Below are 18607 nucleotides of genomic sequence, written 5' to 3'. Positions count from 1 at the left end.
CTCCTGCCGTGACCAAGGAGAGCGCACGATGACGAACAAGGAGACCGCCCGCCGGACGGCAGGCGGCGTACCCGTGACCGACGAGCTGGTCGAGGACCTGGCCGCCGAGGCCGAGACCGGCTACGACGTCGCCCACCTCCACCGCCGCGGCGGACGCCGGCCCCTCGGCTCCGCCCCGGGCGAGGTGGTCCCCGTCCGCCTCGACCCCGAACTGCGCGCCGCGCTCAGCGCCCGCGCCCAAGCCGAGCACACCAACGCCAGCGATGTCATCCGCCAGGCTCTCCGCGCCTGGCTCGACGTCGCCTGACCAGACCGGGTCATATCGCGCTCAGTGCGACCTCACGGCGCATCACATCTCCCGAACCCGACCACAAACCGTCGACCCAACCACGACACCCACGATCACGGTCGCGAGACGGGCCGAAGCGTCCGACACCACTAGGAGTTCGGGACATGTGTTCGATTCGCTAGATGACATAGTGACCGGTGCGGTCACTGGGCATCCTTCCTGGTGAGAGCCCGGGTAGCGACCGGNCGGACAGTAAATTCAGGGCCAGCAACCAAGATCNANCGGTTCGGATGCTGGTACACATGGTCCACTACGCCGTGTAGTTGGCATCTGACCTGGGCAAATAGGTTTGATCGATCGATCCGGCTTGTGGGTGGAAGGCAGAACAGGCAGGTCGAAGAGATCGGACCAGCGGTTCGCGCAGAACTTAGTGGTTGTCGACGATGACGAACACTCGGTCCGCCTTCTTGTACCGGTCCTGGGCCATGATCTGGCCGAGCAGGGCCATGAACGGGGCGATGCCGCTCGTCGGCGGGGTAGTGGCGGTGATCTGTCCGGTGTGGACGTCGAGCGCGGCGAGCAGGGCGAGCGCGCCGTGGCGTTCGTACTCGTGCTCGACCCGGATGACCCGCCCCGGGGCGGGTGGAGCGGTCGGGTGGATCCGGGCGCGGGCCTGGATGGACGGCTTGGCGTCCACGGAGATCACCCGGTCGTTCGGGCCGAGCGGCTGGCCCTGGTAAAGGTCGAGGACGACGGTGGCCTTCGCGGTGAACTCCGGGTCCCGCGGGAAGATCCAGCTTTGGTAGCGCCAGGGCTTGACCGGATGCTCCGCGAGGATCCGTCGCACGCTGGAGGCCGAGATGTCCCCGGTCAGGCCGCGACGGGTCAGCTCGGCGCGCTCCAGCTCGCTGATCCGCCGCGGCCGCCCCGAGCGGGGCCGGTCGCAAAGCCCCACGCATGGAACTGGCTCGCCGACGATGACCGTCCCAACTGGGAAGCCTGGTCCGAATGGTCACCCTGGCATGAGATGCCGCCAGTTGGCTAACGCGCTACCTCCCCGAACAAGAATTCGTAGCCCCGGACGTGTGCCGCGTGACCCGTCCGGAAGGTGATCTCTTGGGCGCACCGCTGGTCGCCCCGGCCTTCTTGTTCCTCGGACGGGGTCAGGTCACCTCGTTGGAGGCGGTGTCCGAGCCGTGCGGTCGTGGCTGCCTGGAGGCGATAATGGCGAGGTGACCGTCGACCTTCGTGACAGCCGGATCGCCGAGGTGTGCCGACGCTACGGGGTCGCCGAGCTCTCCGTCTTCGGCTCGGTGGCTCGTGGCGACGACACCGACTCCTCGGACGTCGACCTGCTGTATGTGCTGGCGCCCGACTCGAAGCTTGGCTTCGAGATCGTCGATCTTCGGGACGAGCTCGAAAAGATCGTCGGTCGGCACGTCGACCTGGTACCCAAGTCCCGGCTGAAGTGGGTCATCCGCGACCGGGTACTCGCGGAGGCTCGGGTCCTCTATGCGGCGTNACGAGCTCTACCTCGTCGACATGATCGAAGCGGCGGCTGCCGCGACGACGTTCGTCCAGGACGTCGACGAGGCCGCCTTCCTGGCGAGCGACCTGATCCAGAGCGCCGTTCTGCAGAAGCTCCTGGTGATCGGCGAGGCAGCCGGTCGAGTCTCGCCCGAGATCCGCGACCGCTGGCCGGATGTGCCGTGGCGGTCCGTCACGGGCTTCCGCAACATCGCTGTTCACGCGTACTTCGAGGTCGACTGGTCAATCGTGTGGCGCATCGCCACGACCGCGCTGCGCGAGCTTCAGGAGCAACTGGCAACGCTCCTGAAGGCAGAGTTCCCGCTCGTCGCCAGTCAGCTCGATCAGCCGCACTGACCGCGGGTACATCGCCCCCGGGTGCGGACGTTCTGACCATCACCCCTCCTCGGCGCGACCGCGACCCGAGCACGGGCACATTCAGAGGCGGAAGAGGAGGGTGGACGCGACCACGGTGCCCAACGCGCACGGTCACCAGGAAGCCCGGAAGTGCCCGGAACCGCCAGGTGTTCGGAACACGTGTTCTACCCGGTAGGCGATGTTCCGGTCGGCGTGGTCACCGAGCATCGTCCCTGTTCGGGGCACGTGTGGCGACCGGCCGGACGGTGATTTCAGGGCCAGCAACCAAGATTGACCGGTTCTTATCGTGGTGCGTTAGGTCCACTAGTATCGGCGGCTGACGGGTTCTGCGCCCCGGAGGCCCGGCTACTTCCTGTGGCGCTCAGGCCGCGAGCATCGTCGAGATCAGGAAACGTGCGCGATCGAGGTACGCGGCCTGTAGCTCCAGCCGGTCCAGCTCGCGGCGCAGTGTCGCCGACAGCTGGGCACACGGCACGATCCGCGGCGTCGCGTCGATGGTGCAGGGCAGCACCTGGCGGATCGTCGCCACCGACAGTCCGGCGCCGAGCAGCACCTGGATCCGGGCCACCGTCTCCACCGCGGACTCCGGGAAATGGCGGTAGCCGTTGGCGCCGCGCTCCGCCACGAGCAGTCCGTTCTTCTCGTAATGGCGCAAGGACCGCACCCTGGCGCCGGTTTGTGTCGACAGCTCGCCGATCAACATCAGGACCAGCCTCCAGCCCTCGCTCTTGACCCTGACACTGATGGCAGACTCTACGGTGCGACGCATGGATATCGGGATCTTCACCGCGGTCACTGACGAACAGATCAGGCCTGCTCAGCTCGCCCGGGTGATCGAGGAGCGCGGCTTCGAATCACTGTTCGTCACCGAGCACACCCACATCCCCGCCCGACGGGAGACACCGCACCCCGAGCTTGGCGAGATTCCCCGCGACTACTACCGAAATCTTGATCCTTTCGTCAGTCTGACGGCCGCGGCGACCGCGACCACCCGGTTGCGCGTGGGCACCGCGGTCGCGCTCGTGGTCCAGCGGGACCCGCTCCTGTTGGCGAAGGAAGCGGCCAGCCTGGACCTGGTCAGCGAGGGCCGTTTCGAACTCGGCGTCGGCGCCGGCTGGCTGCGTGAGGAGATGCGCAACCACGGCACCGACCCGGCGACTCGAATGGCGCTGATGCGGGAGCGGCTGGCCGCGGTGAAGGCGCTTTGGACCACCGAGGAGGCGGAGTTCCACGGTCGCTTCGTCGATTTCGATCCGGTCTTCCAGTGGCCCAAGCCTGTGCAGCGACCGTATCCGCCGGTCTGGATCGGGGGATGGGGCCCGACGACCTTCCGCCGGATCATCGCCGGGCGCGACGGCTGGCTCACTCCACCCCTTCCGGTCGACCAGCTGATCCAAGGCCTGGACGAGCTGGCCGAGGAGGCGGACCGGGCCGGGGTGGCGACGCCACCGGTGACCGTTCCGCTCATGGATCCCGACGAGGCCACGCTCGAGAGGCTGCGCGCTCGTGGTGTCCGTCGCGCCCTGTTCGGGCTGCTCACCATCACCGACGCCGACGCGACGCTGCGCGCGCTGGACCAGCTGGGACCGCTGGCCAGGGCCGGAGGCAGCGTCAAGCAGCCAACTACCTGACCATGGTCGTGCTGTCCAGAGCGGACATGAACACACCGGCCAGGAGCCCGACGAGGACCACCCGGGTTGCCGTCCGGCTGAGTTCCGGCCCCTGGGTGGGCGCGGCCAGTGCTGGCATCCTTACTCTCCCTCGAAGCGCCCTGCTGCATCTGGTGACGGGCGGTGACCTCACAGAGCCTGCAACCTCCACCATGGTTGAGGTCAACGGAGCCGAGAAGTGGCGTTCGGGATGCTGTCGCAGCGGCCCCGGGCCGAGTCGCTCATCTTTCCCGTGTATCGCCCGTACAGCAGCTCGCCCCACTGTCCGGGGGCCTTGACTTCAATCATGGTTGAGGTTTTAGAGTTCCGGGCGCCTGCTGGCGAGAGCGGATCTCGCCGATCCGCGGAATAGGGGACTTTCATGCTCGATCAGCCCACCAACCTCGCGGTAGTTATTGGAAGCAACAGGGTAGGACGTTTCGCCCCGGTGGTCGCCCAGTGGTTCATCAAGCAGGTATCCGCCCACGATTCGATCGTCACGAGCGTCGTCGATCTCGATGACGTCAGGCTGCCGGAGAGGCTGGGTACCTCCAGCGGTCCAGAAGTCGCGGAGCTAGCGGACGTCACCCGGCAGCTTGCCGCGGCCGACGCCTTCGTCGTGATCACCCCCGAGTACAACCACAGTTACCCGGCCGTTCTCAAGAATGTCATCGACTGGCATTACACCGAGTGGCAGGCGAAGCCGGNGGGTTTCGTTTCCTACGGCGGCCAGGCGGGCGGCCTGCGCGCGGTGGAGCACCTGCGCCAGGTTTTCGCCGAGCTGCACGCGGTCACCATCCGCGATACGGTCAGCTTCCACGGTGCCTGGGACCGGTTCCACGCCGATGGCACGCCCAAGGATCCCGAAGGCTGCAACACCGCTGCCCAGACCCTGATCAGGCAACTCGAGTGGTGGGCGGTCGCGCTCGCGGAGGCCAGGGAGAAGCGTCCCTACACGGTGTGAACGGCGGCCCTGCGCGGGTCTGCCGGTATACCGCCGTCGACGCATCCCGACGGCGGTATACCGGTGTCCGGTCCCTTCGGACGCGCCGCCCGGGGCGGGGGAGCCTCCGCTCCGGGCGGCCGGTCCCACCACGCCATTGCGCCATCCTCGACCAGAGGTCACATCGGCCTCAAGGAGCGAGAGGGAATCTGGACCCGGTCCGGGTTGATCGCTCGAGGACAGGGGAGGACCGTGTCCCGGGAGCTGTCCGACTTCCACGACTGGTTTGAACTGCGGAGAGCCGCCAATACCTGTGTGGAATCAAGCGGTCACGGCGACGCGTGCTTCGCCAGTAAATCGTTGAAAACCTCGACCGGCTTCGCCCATCCCAGCGTCTGCCGTGGCCTGGTGGGCGGCCGCGTCGGGTTTGATGCACGGGTTGCCGCGGGATTGTCAATCTCGGGCTTGTCGGTTTCTCAGGCCGGTCAGCTGGCCCGTTCAGGAACGATTTTGCTGACGATGTGCTCAGCGATCGCCAACGACGCCGTCGCGCCGGGAGATGGCGCGTTACGGACATGCACGACCCGCCCGTTGTGGGACAGGACGAAGTCGTCGACGAGGCTACCGTCGCGGGCGACGGCCTGGGCCCGGACTCCCGCGGGGCCACGAACCACGTCGGTGGCCCGCAGCTCGGGGACATAGCGCCGGGCCTCGGCGACGAAGGCCCGCTTGCTCGCCGTGCGCAGCATCTCCTTGGCGCCGGTCTTCCAGTGGGTCTTCGCCATCTTGTGGAACCCCGGCCAGGCGAGCGTCCGTCGCAGGTCAGCGCCCTGGACGGTGCCGACCGTGTACCCCTCTCGGGCAGTGGCCAGCACCGCGTTCGGCCCGACCAGGATCTCCCCGTCGATGCGCTTGGTGAGATGGATACCGAGGAAGGGATATCGCGGATCCGGAACCGGATAGATCAGCCCATGGACGAGGCCACGCCGCTCGGGGCGCAGCAGCCAGTAGTCGCCCCGGAAGGGAACGATCTGCGGGGAGGCGTCCTCGCCGGTCAGTGTCGCCACCAGATCCGACTGCAGCCCGGCACAGGAGATCAGCAGGTCGAACGGCCCGACGCTTTCGGAGACGACGGCGACCCGGCCACCGTTGCGGGACGCCATCTCGTGATTGCCGTTGGGCCGCGCGCGCGCGGTTCCGGCGACCGTGAGGCGAAGGTGGACGCCGGCTGGACGATCCTCCACCCCGATCACTTCGGCTCCGGTGCGCACGGCCCCGCCAGCGGCGACGATCTCGGTACGCAGGGCCCGCGCGACCCCGGGATAGTCGACGATGGCGGTGGTGGGTGAGTGCAGGGCGGCGACCCCGCGGGCGTGGGGTTCGACGGACCGCAGCTCGTCGGCGTCGAGCATCCGGGTCCGCGGTACGCCGTTCGCCGTCGCCCGCTTCTCGATCTCGGCCAACCGTTCGAGCTCGCTGTTGTCGACGGCGACCACGATCTTGCCGCACTCGTCGTACCGGATGCGGTGCGTGGCGCAGAACTCCCGCAGCAGCCCGACCCCACGGCGGCACAGGGTCGCTTTGAGCGAACCTGGGACGTAGTAGAGACCGGCGTGGACGACGCCGCTGTTGCGGCCGGTCTGATGCCGGGCGATGTCCTGTTCCTTCTCGAACACCGTCACGGCCGATCCCGGTTCGACCTGCCCGAGCCGACGGGCGACCGCCAGCCCGAGAATTCCACCGCCGATCACCGCGATGCGACCTACCACGCCCGTCCCCTGTCCGTCCGTCGAAAACGTGAATCCCGATCACGCCGATCGTACGAATCCAGTATCGGCGTGCACGGTATGTTACGAGCCGGTAGTCAGTCGGGTGTCCCGCGGGCTCAGCCGAAGAAGTGGCCGGGCGGGTGGGCCCGGTCGGTGCGCGAGCGCGGTGTGCCGCGCAGCGCGTCGGTGAGCGTCCGCGCGGTGTTGACCAGGGGGACGTGGCTGAACGCCTGCGGGAAGTTGCCCGTCATCCGGCCCAGCCTGGGGTCGTACTCCTCCGCGAGGAGCCCGACGTCGTTACGCAACGACAGCAGGCGTTCGAACAGTTCCTGAGCCTCGTGGACCCGCCCGGACAGGGCGTAGTTGTCGGCCAACCAGAAGGTGCAGGCCAGGAAGGCGCCCTCGCCCGCGGGCAGTCCGTCGACCGCGCCGTCCTCGGCCGTCGGATACCGCAGGACGAACCCGTCCTCCATCAGCTCCCGCTCGATGGCGGCGACTGTTCCCACGGCGCGGGGGTCGGTGGCGGGCAGGAACCCCACCAGCGGCATGTACAGCAGCGCCGCGTCGAGTTCCTTGGAGCCGTAGAACTGGGTGAAGGTGTTGCGTTCGGAGTCGAACCCACGGGTACAGACCTCCGCGTGGATCTCGTCCCGCAGCGCCGACCAGCGGTCGACAGGGCCCGGTAGCCGGGACTCAACGATCCCGCGTACCGCCCGGTCGGCCGCGACCCAGGCCATCACCTTCGAGTGGACGAAGTGGCGGCGGGGGCCGCGCACCTCCCAGATGCCCTCGTCGGTCTTCCGCCAGCCGGTCTCGAGGAAGTCCATCAGCTTGGTCTGCAGCGGCCAGGAGTCGTCCGCATGGCTCTCGGTGATGGTCTGCCCGCCGGGGAGCGCCAGCCCAGGCACGGTCTGGCGACGGTTGGCGACCGCGACCCGCGCGACATGCAGGGCGTCGAGGACCTCGCCGTAGACGTCGAGCTGGAACTGGTCGACGGCGGCGTTGCCGACCCGCACCGGGGCGGAGTTCTCGTACCCCGGTAGCCACGGGATCTCGTATTCGGGCAGCCGGCGTTCCCCGGCAACGCCGTACATGATCTGTACCCGGGAGGGGTCACCGGCGACCGCGCGCAGCAGCCACTCCCGCCATGCGGTCGCCTCGCTGGTGAACCCGGCGTCGAGCAGGGCGAGCAGCGTGATCGTCGCGTCCCGAAGCCAGCAGTACCGGTAGTCCCAGTTGCGCACGCCGCCGATGTGCTCCGGCAACGAGGTCGTGACGGCGGCGACGATCCCTCCGGTCGGGGCGTAGGTGAGCGCCTTGAGGGTGATCAGCGACCGGCGGACGGCCGGCTGCCACTGGCCGTCGTAGGTGCAGCCCGCCATCCAGTCCGACCACCACGCCTCGGTGAGGGTGATCATGCGCCGGACGTCGTGGGACGGCGGGGGAGTCTGATGGGAGGGGGTCCAGGTCAATGAGAACGGTACCGACTGGCCGGCGGCGACGTGGAAGTCGGCGTAGGTGGCCATGTCGTGCCCCTCCATCGGGGCGGTCGTCCGCAGGGTGACCGCATCCGGCCCGGCCACCGCCGACATGGTGTGCTCGTCCACCCGGCGGACCCACGGCACGATGGAGCCGTAGTCGAAGCGAAACCGGGTCTCCGATCGCAGGTGGACCGCGCCTTCGAGGCATTCGACCAGGCGGAGCACGGTGTGCGTGCCTGCGCGGGGAAACATCGCGTCGACGATGCGCACGGTGCCGGACGCGGTCGTCATGTCCGTCTCCAGGACCAGCGTGTCGCCCCGGTAGCGCCGGCTGACGCCCAGGACCGGCTCGACGGGAGCGATCTTCCAGTGGCCCGCCTCGGAGTCGCCGAGCAGGGCGGCGAAGCACGACGGCGAGTCGAATCGGGGCAGGCACAGCCAGTCGATCGACCCGGTGCGCGACACGAGCGCCGCGGAGTGGGTGTCGCCGATCAGCGCGTAGTCCTCGATCAGGGATGGCACGACCTGTTCCTCGCTCCCATGGTCCACTGGTTGTGATCATCGCTGGATCGATGATCGTCGAATAATTGATGATCATCGAGGTCGATGTCATCGGGGTCGCCCGCCGTTGGGCGCGATCGCGGGCACAGCGCCGCCGGTCGACGGTGAACCGGTACGAGCACGCCGCGCAGCGGCGGGCCGGCGGTCACCCGTGGCGGAGGTCGCTAAGCCTCATGAGGGCGTTTACCTTACGGACCCGCTCGGCGGACTACGTTGGGGGTCCGGTCATGGCGGTGCTCCAGCCGTCGTCCGGACCAGATTTCCTTCCCCGATGTGACAGGACTCACCACGTGGCCCCACCGTCGTCACCTGCTGCCGCCCGTGCCGCTCGCTACCTGGCCGACCCTCGGCGCCGGACGATGGTCGTCGTGGCGGTACTCGCCACCATCGGCCTGATCGTTTTCGGGATCTACGCGACGTTGGACGGGCCGCCGCCGCAACAGGAGGCCGTCGTGTACTTCGCCCCGGGAGCCACCGAGGCGCAGAAGGACGCGGTGCGCGCCGCGTGCCCCTCGGTGGGCAGGGCCATCCAGCTGCCGAAGGACCGCAACCAGCTGGCCACCAGCCGGATCTATCCGCTGCGGTACGACGTCGCGAAGGCGTCGACCGCCGACCGCGCGGCCCTGTACAAGTGTGTGTACGCCCAGCCGCACGTACTCGGAATCAATCAGGTCACCCAGGGCCAGTAGATTTTCGCCCATCAGGATCGACTCTTCTCCAGCTCCCGCCGGGCGAGGAGTTCGGCGGGCGTGGGCCGGCCGGCATCGCGGGCCTCCTTCGTCTGCCAGAGACTCACGATCATGGTGGTCAGGATGACGAGCCCACTGAGGATCAGGCTTCCGCCGGACCACCCGGAGGACGCGGGAAGGGTGTCGACCACGATCCACGCGATTCCCGCAGCGATCATCCCCAGCGCGAACAGAATCGTGAACGCCGACGAGAACCGGTTCGCGGCCGCCTGATCGGCGAGGTCGGCGGCCTTGCGTCGGGCCTGCTCGAAACGGCTGCGCGCCCACTCGTACTCCAGACTCAGGATGAAGAACCCGAGCGCCACGACGAGGAATCCCGGACCCGGCAGCGCCAACATCGCGATCCCGAGGCCGAGGACGCCGAGACCCAGTACGGTCAGGGCGATCCGGCGGAACAGGCGGGCGCTTCGGGTCAGCACGTCGGGTAACCCTCCTGAGTGGATCGTGGGCGGGGCGAGGAGAGGGTGCTCTACTGCGACGCTGCTCTACTGCGGCATTGTCCTACTGCGACGTTCTTCCGTCATAACGCGTCACGCAAGAACATCGTGGCGGGGATCTCCTCGACCTCCTCGACCGATACGTGTCGTGATGCCGACACGCCGACGGAGCGCGCGGATCCGCGGATCCCCGCGCTCCGTGGGGNAGGGGCCGGGCGGGCACACCGTCCAGGCGCGGTCGCGGATGGTTGACTACTGTGTGATGGGGCTGGTCATCTGGGCCTTCGTGGGAAGGCAGGCCATCGGAGCGCCGGAGAGGTTGCTGTGGAGATCGAGGAGACCGCGCTGCCTGGCATCGGGCTGCGGCATGACTTCGCGACGCGCAGCGGCCGCCGGCTCGGAGTCGTGTCCCATCATCACGGGCGCCGGGACCTCGTGATCTATGACGCGGACGACCCGGACGCCTCGCGTGAGTCCATCGCGTTGACGCCGGAGGAGGGCGACGTGCTCTCCGAGCTGCTCGGTGCCCCGCGCATCGTCGAGAAGCTCGCCGACCTCAACCGTGCCTTCGCCGGGCTCGTCGGTGAGCAGATCGTGATCCTGCCCGGCTCGCCCTACGTGGGCCGCGAGCTCGGGGACACCCAGGCCCGTACCCGCACCGGCGCCTCCATCGTCGCGGTCGTCCGCGACCAGCAGGTGCTCGCATCCCCGCGGCCGGACTTCCGATTCGAGGCCGGAGACGTCGTCGTTGTCGTCGGTACGCCGGAGAACACCGCATCCGTCGGTATGTTGCTCCGCAACGGCTGACGCGGGCAGGGAGGGCAGTCGGGACCGCGTGCACTCCACCGCGACGACCTTCCTCGAGCTCGGCGGGATTCTGTTTTGCCTAGGAGTCCTCGGGCATCTCGCGCTGCGCATCAGTGTCTCACCGATTCCCCTGTACCTGGTGGGTGGGCTGGCGTTCGGCCGGGGTGGCCTGCTGCCGCTCGGTGCCAGCGAGGAGTTCATCGGGGTCGGCGCGGAGATCGGGGTCGTCCTCCTGCTGCTTACCCTCGGTCTGGAGTACACCGCCGACGAGCTGCTGTCCGGGCTGCGCAGACAGGCGCCGGCCGGGGTGCTCGACCTGGCGCTCAACGCCACCCCCGGGGTCGTCGCCGCGTTCCTCCTCGGCTGGGGCCCGACGGCGGCGGTCGTTCTGGGTGGGGTGACGGCCATCTCCTCCTCGGGGATCATCGCGAAGGTGCTGGGGGACCTCGGGCGGCTCGGTAACCGGGAGACGCCAGTTGTTCTGTCCGTCCTCGTGCTCGAGGACCTCGCCATGGCGGTGTACCTGCCGGTTCTCACCGCGTTGCTGGCCCATCACACGTTCGTGCGCGGATCGCTGACCGTGGCGATCGCGCTCGGAGTCCTGGTGGCGGTGCTCTACATCGCGCTGCGGCACAGCGAGAAGGTCACCCGGCTGGTCTTCAACCCGAAGGCCCACCGCAACGACGAGATCCTGCTGCTCCGGGCCCTGGGGCTGGCCCTGTTCGTCGCCGGGGTCGCCCAGCGTATGCAGGTGTCGGCCGCGGTGGGTGCGTTCCTCGTCGGCATCGCCCTGTCCGGACCAGTCGCCGAGGGTGCAGAGGAGGTCCTGCGGCCGCTGCGCGATCTGTTCGCGGCGGTCTTCTTCGTCTTCTTCGGCATGCAGACCGATCCCGCTGAGATCCCTCCGGCGCTGCTCACCGGGTCCCTGCTCGCGATCGCCGGAGTCGCGACAAAGGTCATGACGGGATGGTGGGCCGCCCGCTCGGCGGGAATCGGGACCATGGGCCGGTTCCGGGCCGGGGCCGCCCTCGTCGCACGCGGCGAGTTCTCGATCGTCATCGCGGGCCTCGCGGTGGCGGCCGGCCTCGAACCCCGGCTGGGCCCGCTTGCCGCCTGTTACGTGCTGCTGATGGCCGTCCTCGGCCCGCTGGCGGCCCGGTTCGTCGAACCGGTGATCCGCACGGCTCGGCGGCTGCAGGCCGCCCGGTCGCCCTAGCGCCGAGCGGGCGGGTGGTGGGCGGGCAACGGTGGACGGGCTGCGGGCGACGGCATCCGCCGCTGACGGCGGGGACGACTTCCCGGCAGCGGTGTCGCTACCGGGACGGCGATGTTTGGGAGTATGCAGCCCATGAGCGGACTTCTCGAAGGTAAGCGCGTTCTCGTCACCGGTGTTCTCACGGAAGCCTCGATCGCATTCAGCGTCGCCCGCATCGCCCAGGAGCAGGGTGCGGCGGTGGTCCTCAGCGGATTCGGGNGGGGGNTGTCGCTGACCCGCCGCATCGCCAAGAGACTGCCCACCCTGGCGCCCGTCGTCGAGCTGGACGTCACCGACGAAGAGCATCTCGCGGGGCTGGCCGGACAGGTGCTCGAACATGTTGACGGCCTGGACGGCGTGCTGCACGCGATCGGGTTCGCGCCCGAATCGGTGCTCGGTGGGAAGCCGTTCGTCGAGGCGGCCTGGTCCGAGGTCGGCACCGCCCTGCAGATCTCCACCTGGTCGCTGGCGTCGCTCACCCGGGCCGCCCTGCCGTTGTTCGCCGAGAAGGCGTCGATCGTCGGCCTGGACTTCGACGCGTCCGTCGCCTGGCCGTCGTACGACTGGATGGGCGTGGCGAAGGCCGGCCTCGCCTCCGCCACCCGCTACCTCGCCCGTGATCTGGGACCCCGGGGCGTGCGGGTGAACCTCGTCGCGGCCGGCCCGCTGCGGACCATGGCGGCCAAGAGCATCCCGGGCTTCAGCCAGTTCGAGGAGGTCTGGGACGGCCGGGCGCCGCTCGGCTGGAGCGTCCACGACACCACGCCGGCCGCCCAGGCCTGCGTGGCGCTGCTCTCGGACTGGTTCCCGGCCACCACCGGCGAGATCGTCCACGTCGACGGCGGCGTGCACGCCGTCGGGATCTGAGCACGGCGGGCCGTCGGGGTCCGGGCGCGGCCGGGGTCCCGGGATCCGGGTACGGTGGGGTCCCTGGCCCGGATCAGCCTGCCGTCTCGTCCAGCAGGTCCAGGGCCGTTCCGACGATCGTGTCCAGCTCCACCGGTGGGCGGCGACGGTGGTCCCGCGACGAGGCCGTGTCCCGCCGGGCAAGGCTGCCGCTACCGGCGTGGCCGCCGGCGCCGGAGGCCGATGAGCCCGGGTCGGTGTCCCCCGGTGGCCCTCCCGGTGGCCCTCCCGGCGGCCCGGAGGCCTCCGGCAGCGGCGCGCTCGAACCGAGGGCGGAGATGGGATCTCCGTGGACGCCGGCGAGGAAACTCAGGGCACGGGGGTCCCCGTCGACCACCGTCACGATCGGGGTGCGCCGGTCCGCGGGGAACACCTCGGTGAGCAGGGCGTCGGAACCCTCGGCCAACCCGCGCCGGGCCTGCAGCGCGTGGAACATCGCGTTCGGGGAGGTCACGCACACGGCCGTGATCTCCCGGCCGAGGCCGGCGCGTAGCTCCGCTGCGGCGTGCAGCACCTCCGGCATGACCGCACCCACCCCGACGAGGGTGAGCGCGGCGTCGGGACCGCCCTCGTGGAGCCGGTACCCCCCGGCGAGGACCAGGGCCCGGCGTCGGTGCCGTTCCAGCGCGTCCACGGGGACCTCGGCGAGGCGCTGATCGACCTGGCGGGCGGAGAGCCGGATCACACAGGAGGTGCCGTCGAGGCGGGCCAGCCCGCCGAGGCCGGCCAGCAGGCACCAGGCGAGATCGTGCGCGAAGGCCGGTTCCCAGGTCGCGGCCACCGGGGCGGGGACGACGTTGCCACCGTTCCAGGCCAGGTTGCGGACGACCGGGTCGAGACCGGTGTCCGCCACGGCGAGCATCGATCGGGCGTCCGCGGTGGCGCCGGCCATCCAGCCGGGCAGTACCCGTCCGGCCGCCACCTCGTCGGCGACTCCGATGGGCAGCAGCGGCAGACCCTGGCGGCTCCAGGCCACTCCCAGCGAGGCCAGCACCCCGCCGAAGGCCGTGGCCGACAGGCCTCCGGCCACGTGCCGGCCCGGTTGTTCCCCATCGGTCCGGTCCGCCGCGGCCAGCCAGCCGGCGAGGACGGGGTCGGCGTTGCGCGTACTGATGGTCAGCACCGCGGTGGCTGCCTGGGGCGNGAGCCGGGGTAGGTCCCGCAACATCCCGCCGAATGCCTCCTGGGTGGAGATCCACGCCGGGAAGCGGTGGTCGGAGTCGGTCGGCACGGGTGGTGCCGCGCCGAGCGGCACCGGCACCCGGTCCAGGTAACCGGCGACGTGCCGGGCGAGGCGGTGGGCCGCGGCGTCGTCTCCCGGCCGGAGGACCGGGCGGGTGCCACCGCCGGCGGCCGGCGGCGTGCCCGGTCCGGCGGACGGGGCCGCGGACGCGTGGTCGGCGGTCTGTTCGCCGTGGGTCTGTTCGTCGTGGGAGCGCTCCTCCCGGGCGAGCTCGTCGCTGGTGTAGGCGAACAGGACCGTGGGCCGGTCCGCCGCGACTTCGTCGAAGGCGTCGATCAGCAGGGGAAGGTCGTGGCCACCGAGATCGCGCAGGCAGGCATGGATCTCGTCATCGGTGAGGGTGTCCAGCAGGCGGCTGATGCCGGCGCCGGACGCACCGGGACCGGCGAGCCGGCGGCGCAGGTCGGCTCCGTGGGCCTGCAGCAGCGCGCGGTACTCGCCCATCGGGAGCTGGTCGAGGCGGTTGCGAAGCGCGTGACCGCCGGGAGCCCGGAAGAGCGCTTCGAGGACGCGTCCGTATCGGACGGTGAGCACCTGCCAACCGGCGGCTTCGAACATGCGCGCCGCGCGGGCGGGCTTGCCGATGCCGCCGACCGGTCCGGTCGGCGCGGAGCCGGACACCGTCACCACCCAGAACAGCTCGCCGAGATGAGCGACCCGCTCATCGGTGATCGTTTCCCAGACGGTCGGGTCGTGCAGCTCGGAGTAGTCGATCAGACAGATCTGCCGACCCCGGGGAGTCCGGTCGAAGCGTTCCCCGGCATAACGGCGTGCCAACGCCGCCCAGACCGTCCCGCTCGGTCCGATGTTGCCGGCGCCGAGGGCACGCAACGGCCGACCATCGGGCCCGGAACGGACCCCGTTCGGACGGATCTCACCCGGCCGGACGTGGGGGAGCCGGTAGACGGCGGGGACGGGCGATGCGGCCGTGGTCTTCTCGGCTGCCGTCTTCTCGGCCGTCGGCCTGGCGTGCGCCAGGACGTGATGAACGGCATGGATCAGCGGGGCGGCGCGTGGAGTCACACTGACGCGGTCCTCGGCGCGCAGGGCGTCGAACCACAGCACCGTGGCGATGCTCGACACCGAGGCCACGGCCGCCCGTTCCGACTCGGCGGCGACCGCGGGCCGCTGCCCGGCGCGTTCGTCCCCGTCGATGATCCGGGCCGCGACGCTCCGCAGCCGCCGTTCCACGGCGGCCAGCGCGGCGAGGTCGAGTACGCCACCGGGCGGCCCCGGCATGGCCGGGTCTGGCATGGCCGGGTCTGGGGGCCCCGGGATGGCCCGGGCCGCGGTCGGCGAGGTCTGGGTTCCCACGACGTCGTCTCCGTTCGTCGGTCCGGTCGGGGGGCTGGCGTCTCCCGGCGGACCGCCGCCCTCGGCCCGGTCGTCGTGGGTGACCCGACCGTCGGTCCCCGGCACGGGCGGATCCACGGACCGGGCCGGGACCGGCCCCGCGGCGTCGTCTGGTGTAATGATCATATCCCCCCGGCCGGAGCGCGTGTGCGCCGCCTCCACCGGTCTGACATCGGGCCTGCGCATGACCGGCCTACGTCCCACGACTCCGACCTCCCAAAGTCCGGACGCGCGGTGGTGCGGTGCCGGTCGGAGGTTGCGCCGCCGGCCGGATCGGCGGCGCCCGTCGCCGTCACATGGTGTGTCCGCGTCGGTATCCCACCTTCACCACGGTGGCCGTACCATTTCAGCATCCGCGTTCCATCGCGGTGGCGTTGGCCGTCGTGCGTCAGCCCGGTGATGCCGGAACCGCCCTGCCAGGACTGCCGCGGCGGGACTTGCCGCCCCGGCGGTCAGCCGTCCCGGCCGAGCTCGTCGATCCGGATCCGGAGCGCGGGCTCGTCGACCGCTGCCACCTCGACCTCGACGGCCTTGACCCGGCCGGTCGCGCCGCGGACCAGCCGGACATCTCCCCGGCGCACCCGCAGCGCCGCGCACAGGGCCCGCAGGGCGGCTTNGGTGGCCCGGCCGTCGACGGCAGGCTCGGTGACCCGGACGATCAGCAGCGGGCCGTGCAGCGGGTCCTCGCGCCGGCCGCCCACCGCGGTCCGCCCGGCGCCCGGCTGAACTCGGATCATCAGACGCATGTGCGCATCGTCCCCCCGGATCGTCCCGCCCGTGCGATCGGTCCGCGTGACCGGTTCGGGGCGACACCAGGGAGGACCGCGAGGGTGGCCGAGCCGATGCCGGCCGGCGGTTGAGGCCTCATCGTCGGCGGACACCGGGATTCGACGCGGTGGCCGCTACCATCCGACCCATGGGCGCAAATGAGGGTCGTGTCGCACTGGTAACAGGTGGTAATCGGGGGATCGGCGCCGCCTGCGCCGCCGCCCTGACGGCCGCGGGTGAGCGGGTCGCGGTCGCCAGCCGCGGGGGCACCGCCCCCGCGGGGATGCTGGGCGTCCGTCTGGATGTCGCCAACAGTGAGAGCGTCGACAAGGCGTTCACGGAGATCGAAGCCGAGCTCGGGCCGGTGGAGATCGTGGTGTCCAACGCCGGGATCGTGCGGGACACCCTGCTGGCGACGATGAGCGAGGACGCGTTCCAGGAGGTCGTGGACACGAACCTGCTCGGTGCCTACCGGGTGGCCAAGCGTGCCTCCCGGCCGATGATGCGGCTGCGTCGTGGTCGGCTCATCTTCATCTCCTCCGTCGTCGCCTCCGTCGGCGGCCCCGGCCAGTCCAACTACGCGGCGTCCAAGGCCGGCCTGATCGGCTTCGCCCGTTCCCTCGCCCGCGAGCTGGCTCCGCGCAACATCACCTCGAACGTGGTCGCTCCGGGGCCGATCCGGACCGACATGACCGACGCGCTGACCGAGGCGCAGCGGGAGCAGCTCACCGCCGGCGTCCCCGGTGGCCGCATGGGTGAGGCCGAGGACGTCGCAGCCCTCGTCGCCTTCCTCGCCTCCCCGCAGGCCGGTTACATCAACGGTGCGCTGATCCCCGTGGACGGCGGGCTGAGCATGGGGCACTGAGCTGGGCACGGGGCACTGAGCTGGGCACGGGGCACCGATCCGGCGGCGCCGTGACCGAGCATGATCGGCGGTGCGGCTTAGGGGACCGTCGTGGCGGCGTGGNGGNGGGTGGGGCTGGTGTGGATGGTAGCGGCGGACAGGCGGCGGATGCGGCGCAGCAGGTGGGCTTCGGCGGCGTGGGCGAGGTCGTGAGCGGCGGTCAGGGNCAGGTTCGCATCGACGGTGACGTCGGCTTCGGCGCGCAGGGTGTGGCCGATCCAGCGCAGCCGCAGTTCGCGGACGGCCTCGATGCCCTCGGTGTGCAGGAGCGCCCTGGTGGCTTCGGCGACCACGGCGGGGTCGACGGCGTCCATGAGCCGGGCCCCGACGACGCGAGCGGCGGAGCGCAGGACTCCGAGGATCGCCAGGGTGATCGCCAGGCCGATGGCGGGGTCGGCCCAGTGCCAGCCCACCGCGACACCGGCCGCGCCGAGGAGCACCGCGAGGCTGGTGAGACTGTCGGTGCGGGCGTGTAGGCCGTCGGCGACGAGGGCGGCGGAGCCGATCTGATGGCCGATCCTGATGCGGTAGCGGGCGACGATCTCGTTGCCGAGGAAGCCGACGAGCCCGGCCACGGCGACCGCTCCCAGATGGCCGACGCGCTGGGGGTGCAGGAGGCGGTCGATCGCGGCCCAGGCGGTGAGCGCACTCGACAGGGCGATCATCGCGAGGACGGCGAGGCCGGCGAGGTCCTCGGCGCGGCCGTAGCCGTAGGTAAACCGGGCGGTGGCCGGGCGGCGTGCCACGGTGAAGGCGATGAGCAGGGGGACCGCGGTGAGCGCGTCGGCGACGTTGTGCAGGGTGTCGCCGAGGAGCGCGACCGATCCGGACAGTGCCACGACGGCGGCTTGCGGGGCGGCGGTCAGCCCGAGACCGGCCAGGCTGATCAGGAGGGCGCGGCGGCCGGCGGTGTCGGCTTCCAACGCGTCGTCGATCTGGTCCGCCGGGTCGTGGCTGTGCCCTCCGGCCAGGTCTGACAGGCCGTGACGAAGCCGCGTCCACCGCCCGCTCGCGTGGTGGTCATGCCGTCCGCCGCGCGGGTGCCCGCCGTGCCCGTGCCCTTGGGCGGGGAGCTCATGCTCGTGGCCGCTGTTCATGTTCCGCGACGATAGACGAAAACGATCAATGCGGCATGGTGGCAGCTGCCATTCCATTGCACCTGCGTCCCGGTGCGTACCGCGGGCCGCTGGCGCCGGTTCGGTTGCTCGTCTGTGCTTAGCCCTTAGAGCAATACCCGACGTGAGACACGCGCCTATTCGACGAGGTGGATGGTGCAGTAGCGGGTGGCGGTGCGGGCGAGTCGGGCGTCGGCGTAGACGAGGGCGTTGGCGAGCACGGAAGCGTCCACTACGACCATCACGTCCCGTCATGGTTCCCGCTCAGGCGGAGCCCGGCAGCGGGCCGCCCCGCGAGGAGGTGAGTCCGTCGCGCCGCCGTGACCTACTCGGCACCGGCATCCTTCTTGCCGCCAGCACCGCCACGACTGGCGCCACCAGCCGCGCCGCGCAGATCTCCCGCGCCATCGCCGCGTCCACCCCGGACCCCCTCAGTGTCGCCCAGCTCCACCAGGGCATCCAACGCCTCACCC

Annotated in this window: 18 protein-coding genes and 2 pseudogenes; 11 read left to right on the top strand and 9 right to left on the bottom strand. The window is 70.4% G+C overall.

All coding sequences use genetic code 11. The features are described 5' to 3' along the window. A partial coding sequence (locus ALLO2_RS21005; RefSeq protein WP_232235236.1) for a ribbon-helix-helix domain-containing protein occupies positions 1 to 307 on the top strand: 307 nt, incomplete at its 5' end. A 409-nt stretch (positions 308 to 716) separates the two neighbouring features. Here ALLO2_RS21005 and ALLO2_RS21000 read toward each other — a convergent pair. Then, complete coding sequence (locus ALLO2_RS21000) at positions 717 to 1244, bottom strand: transposase (RefSeq protein WP_023840382.1); 528 nt, start codon at positions 1242 to 1244, stop codon at positions 717 to 719. A gap of 241 nt (positions 1245 to 1485) precedes the next feature. Between ALLO2_RS21000 and ALLO2_RS28435 the strand changes: the two are divergent. Further along, positions 1486 to 1746: pseudogene (locus ALLO2_RS28435) on the top strand (nucleotidyltransferase family protein); the annotation flags it as partial. Between the two features lie 85 nt (positions 1747 to 1831). Next, positions 1832 to 2173, top strand: a complete 342-nt coding sequence (locus ALLO2_RS20990) for a DUF86 domain-containing protein (protein ID WP_232235235.1) — start codon at positions 1832 to 1834, stop codon at positions 2171 to 2173. A gap of 382 nt (positions 2174 to 2555) precedes the next feature. Here ALLO2_RS20990 and ALLO2_RS20985 read toward each other — a convergent pair whose 3' ends face one another. Continuing rightward, on the bottom strand, positions 2556 to 2897 hold the full coding sequence (locus tag ALLO2_RS20985) for a MerR family transcriptional regulator (protein ID WP_023840383.1): 342 nt from the start codon (positions 2895 to 2897) through the stop codon (positions 2556 to 2558). A 64-nt stretch (positions 2898 to 2961) separates the two neighbouring features. On the opposite strand from ALLO2_RS20985, the gene ALLO2_RS20980 reads away from it, so the two are divergent. Next, the gene (locus ALLO2_RS20980; protein WP_011436322.1) at positions 2962 to 3825 is read left to right on the top strand and encodes an LLM class F420-dependent oxidoreductase; all 864 of its coding nucleotides are present in this window, start codon (positions 2962 to 2964) and stop codon (positions 3823 to 3825) included. Here ALLO2_RS20980 and ALLO2_RS27870 read toward each other — a convergent pair. Further along, positions 3818 to 3943: a hypothetical protein gene (locus ALLO2_RS27870; protein WP_023840384.1), complete on the bottom strand. Its 126-nt coding sequence runs from the start codon at positions 3941 to 3943 to the stop codon at positions 3818 to 3820. The genes ALLO2_RS20980 and ALLO2_RS27870 overlap by 8 nt on opposite strands. A 282-nt stretch (positions 3944 to 4225) precedes the next feature. On the opposite strand from ALLO2_RS27870, the gene ALLO2_RS20975 reads away from it, so the two are divergent. Next, complete coding sequence (locus ALLO2_RS20975) at positions 4226 to 4807, top strand: NADPH-dependent FMN reductase (RefSeq protein WP_035734335.1); 582 nt, start codon at positions 4226 to 4228, stop codon at positions 4805 to 4807. 464 nt (positions 4808 to 5271) lie between these two features. On the opposite strand, the gene ALLO2_RS20970 is transcribed toward ALLO2_RS20975, so the two are convergent. Together ALLO2_RS20970 and ALLO2_RS20965 are read right to left on the bottom strand one after the other, a co-directional pair. Then, the gene (locus ALLO2_RS20970) at positions 5272 to 6555 is read right to left on the bottom strand and encodes an L-2-hydroxyglutarate oxidase (protein ID WP_023840385.1); all 1284 of its coding nucleotides are present in this window, start codon (positions 6553 to 6555) and stop codon (positions 5272 to 5274) included. A gap of 116 nt (positions 6556 to 6671) precedes the next feature. Beyond that, complete coding sequence (locus ALLO2_RS20965; protein ID WP_011436325.1) at positions 6672 to 8558, bottom strand: glycoside hydrolase family 15 protein; 1887 nt, start codon at positions 8556 to 8558, stop codon at positions 6672 to 6674. A 329-nt stretch (positions 8559 to 8887) separates the two neighbouring features. Between ALLO2_RS20965 and ALLO2_RS20960 the strand changes: the two genes are divergently transcribed. Next, on the top strand, positions 8888 to 9286 hold the full coding sequence (locus ALLO2_RS20960; RefSeq protein WP_023840386.1) for a hypothetical protein: 399 nt from the start codon (positions 8888 to 8890) through the stop codon (positions 9284 to 9286). A gap of 11 nt (positions 9287 to 9297) precedes the next feature. On the opposite strand, the gene ALLO2_RS20955 is transcribed toward ALLO2_RS20960, so the two are convergent. Further along, on the bottom strand, positions 9298 to 9765 hold the full coding sequence (locus ALLO2_RS20955) for a PGPGW domain-containing protein (RefSeq protein ID WP_011436327.1): 468 nt from the start codon (positions 9763 to 9765) through the stop codon (positions 9298 to 9300). Positions 9766 to 10107: 342 nt separating this feature from the next. Here ALLO2_RS20955 and ALLO2_RS20950 point away from each other — a divergent pair, with 342 nt between their 5' ends. From ALLO2_RS20950 to fabI, 3 genes are all read left to right on the top strand, one after another. Beyond that, positions 10108 to 10590, top strand: a complete 483-nt coding sequence (locus ALLO2_RS20950) for a cation:proton antiporter regulatory subunit (protein ID WP_011436328.1) — start codon at positions 10108 to 10110, stop codon at positions 10588 to 10590. A 28-nt stretch (positions 10591 to 10618) separates the two neighbouring features. Further along, positions 10619 to 11806, top strand: a complete 1188-nt coding sequence (locus ALLO2_RS20945; RefSeq protein WP_011436329.1) for a cation:proton antiporter — start codon at positions 10619 to 10621, stop codon at positions 11804 to 11806. A gap of 132 nt (positions 11807 to 11938) precedes the next feature. Then, positions 11939 to 12712: an enoyl-ACP reductase FabI gene (fabI, locus tag ALLO2_RS20940; protein WP_035734334.1), complete on the top strand. Its 774-nt coding sequence runs from the start codon at positions 11939 to 11941 to the stop codon at positions 12710 to 12712. 73 nt (positions 12713 to 12785) lie between these two features. Here fabI and ALLO2_RS20935 read toward each other — a convergent pair whose 3' ends face one another. Then, positions 12786 to 15413, bottom strand: a complete 2628-nt coding sequence (locus ALLO2_RS20935) for a pyruvate dehydrogenase (protein WP_369808193.1) — start codon at positions 15411 to 15413, stop codon at positions 12786 to 12788. Positions 15414 to 15799: 386 nt separating this feature from the next. Then, positions 15800 to 16093 (bottom strand): DUF167 domain-containing protein, encoded by a 294-nt coding sequence (locus ALLO2_RS20930; protein ID WP_035734339.1) that lies wholly within the window; start codon positions 16091 to 16093, stop codon positions 15800 to 15802. A 170-nt stretch (positions 16094 to 16263) separates the two neighbouring features. On the opposite strand from ALLO2_RS20930, the gene fabG reads away from it, so the two are divergent. Beyond that, entirely contained in the window at positions 16264 to 16980 is a 717-nt protein-coding gene (gene fabG, locus ALLO2_RS20925) for a 3-oxoacyl-ACP reductase FabG (protein ID WP_035734332.1), read from the top strand. A 77-nt stretch (positions 16981 to 17057) separates the two neighbouring features. Here the strand turns inward: fabG and ALLO2_RS20920 are convergent, their stop codons facing one another. Then, positions 17058 to 18116, bottom strand: a complete 1059-nt coding sequence (locus ALLO2_RS20920; RefSeq protein WP_035734330.1) for a cation diffusion facilitator family transporter — start codon at positions 18114 to 18116, stop codon at positions 17058 to 17060. A 271-nt stretch (positions 18117 to 18387) separates the two neighbouring features. Here ALLO2_RS20920 and ALLO2_RS20915 point away from each other — a divergent pair. After that, positions 18388 to 18607: pseudogene (locus ALLO2_RS20915) on the top strand (hypothetical protein); the annotation flags it as partial.

This window comes from Frankia sp. Allo2, from assembly GCF_000733325.1.
In the GTDB taxonomy this organism is placed as follows: domain Bacteria; phylum Actinomycetota; class Actinomycetes; order Frankiales; family Frankiaceae; genus Frankia; species Frankia casuarinae.
This window is presented reverse-complemented; position numbering and strand designations above follow the sequence as displayed.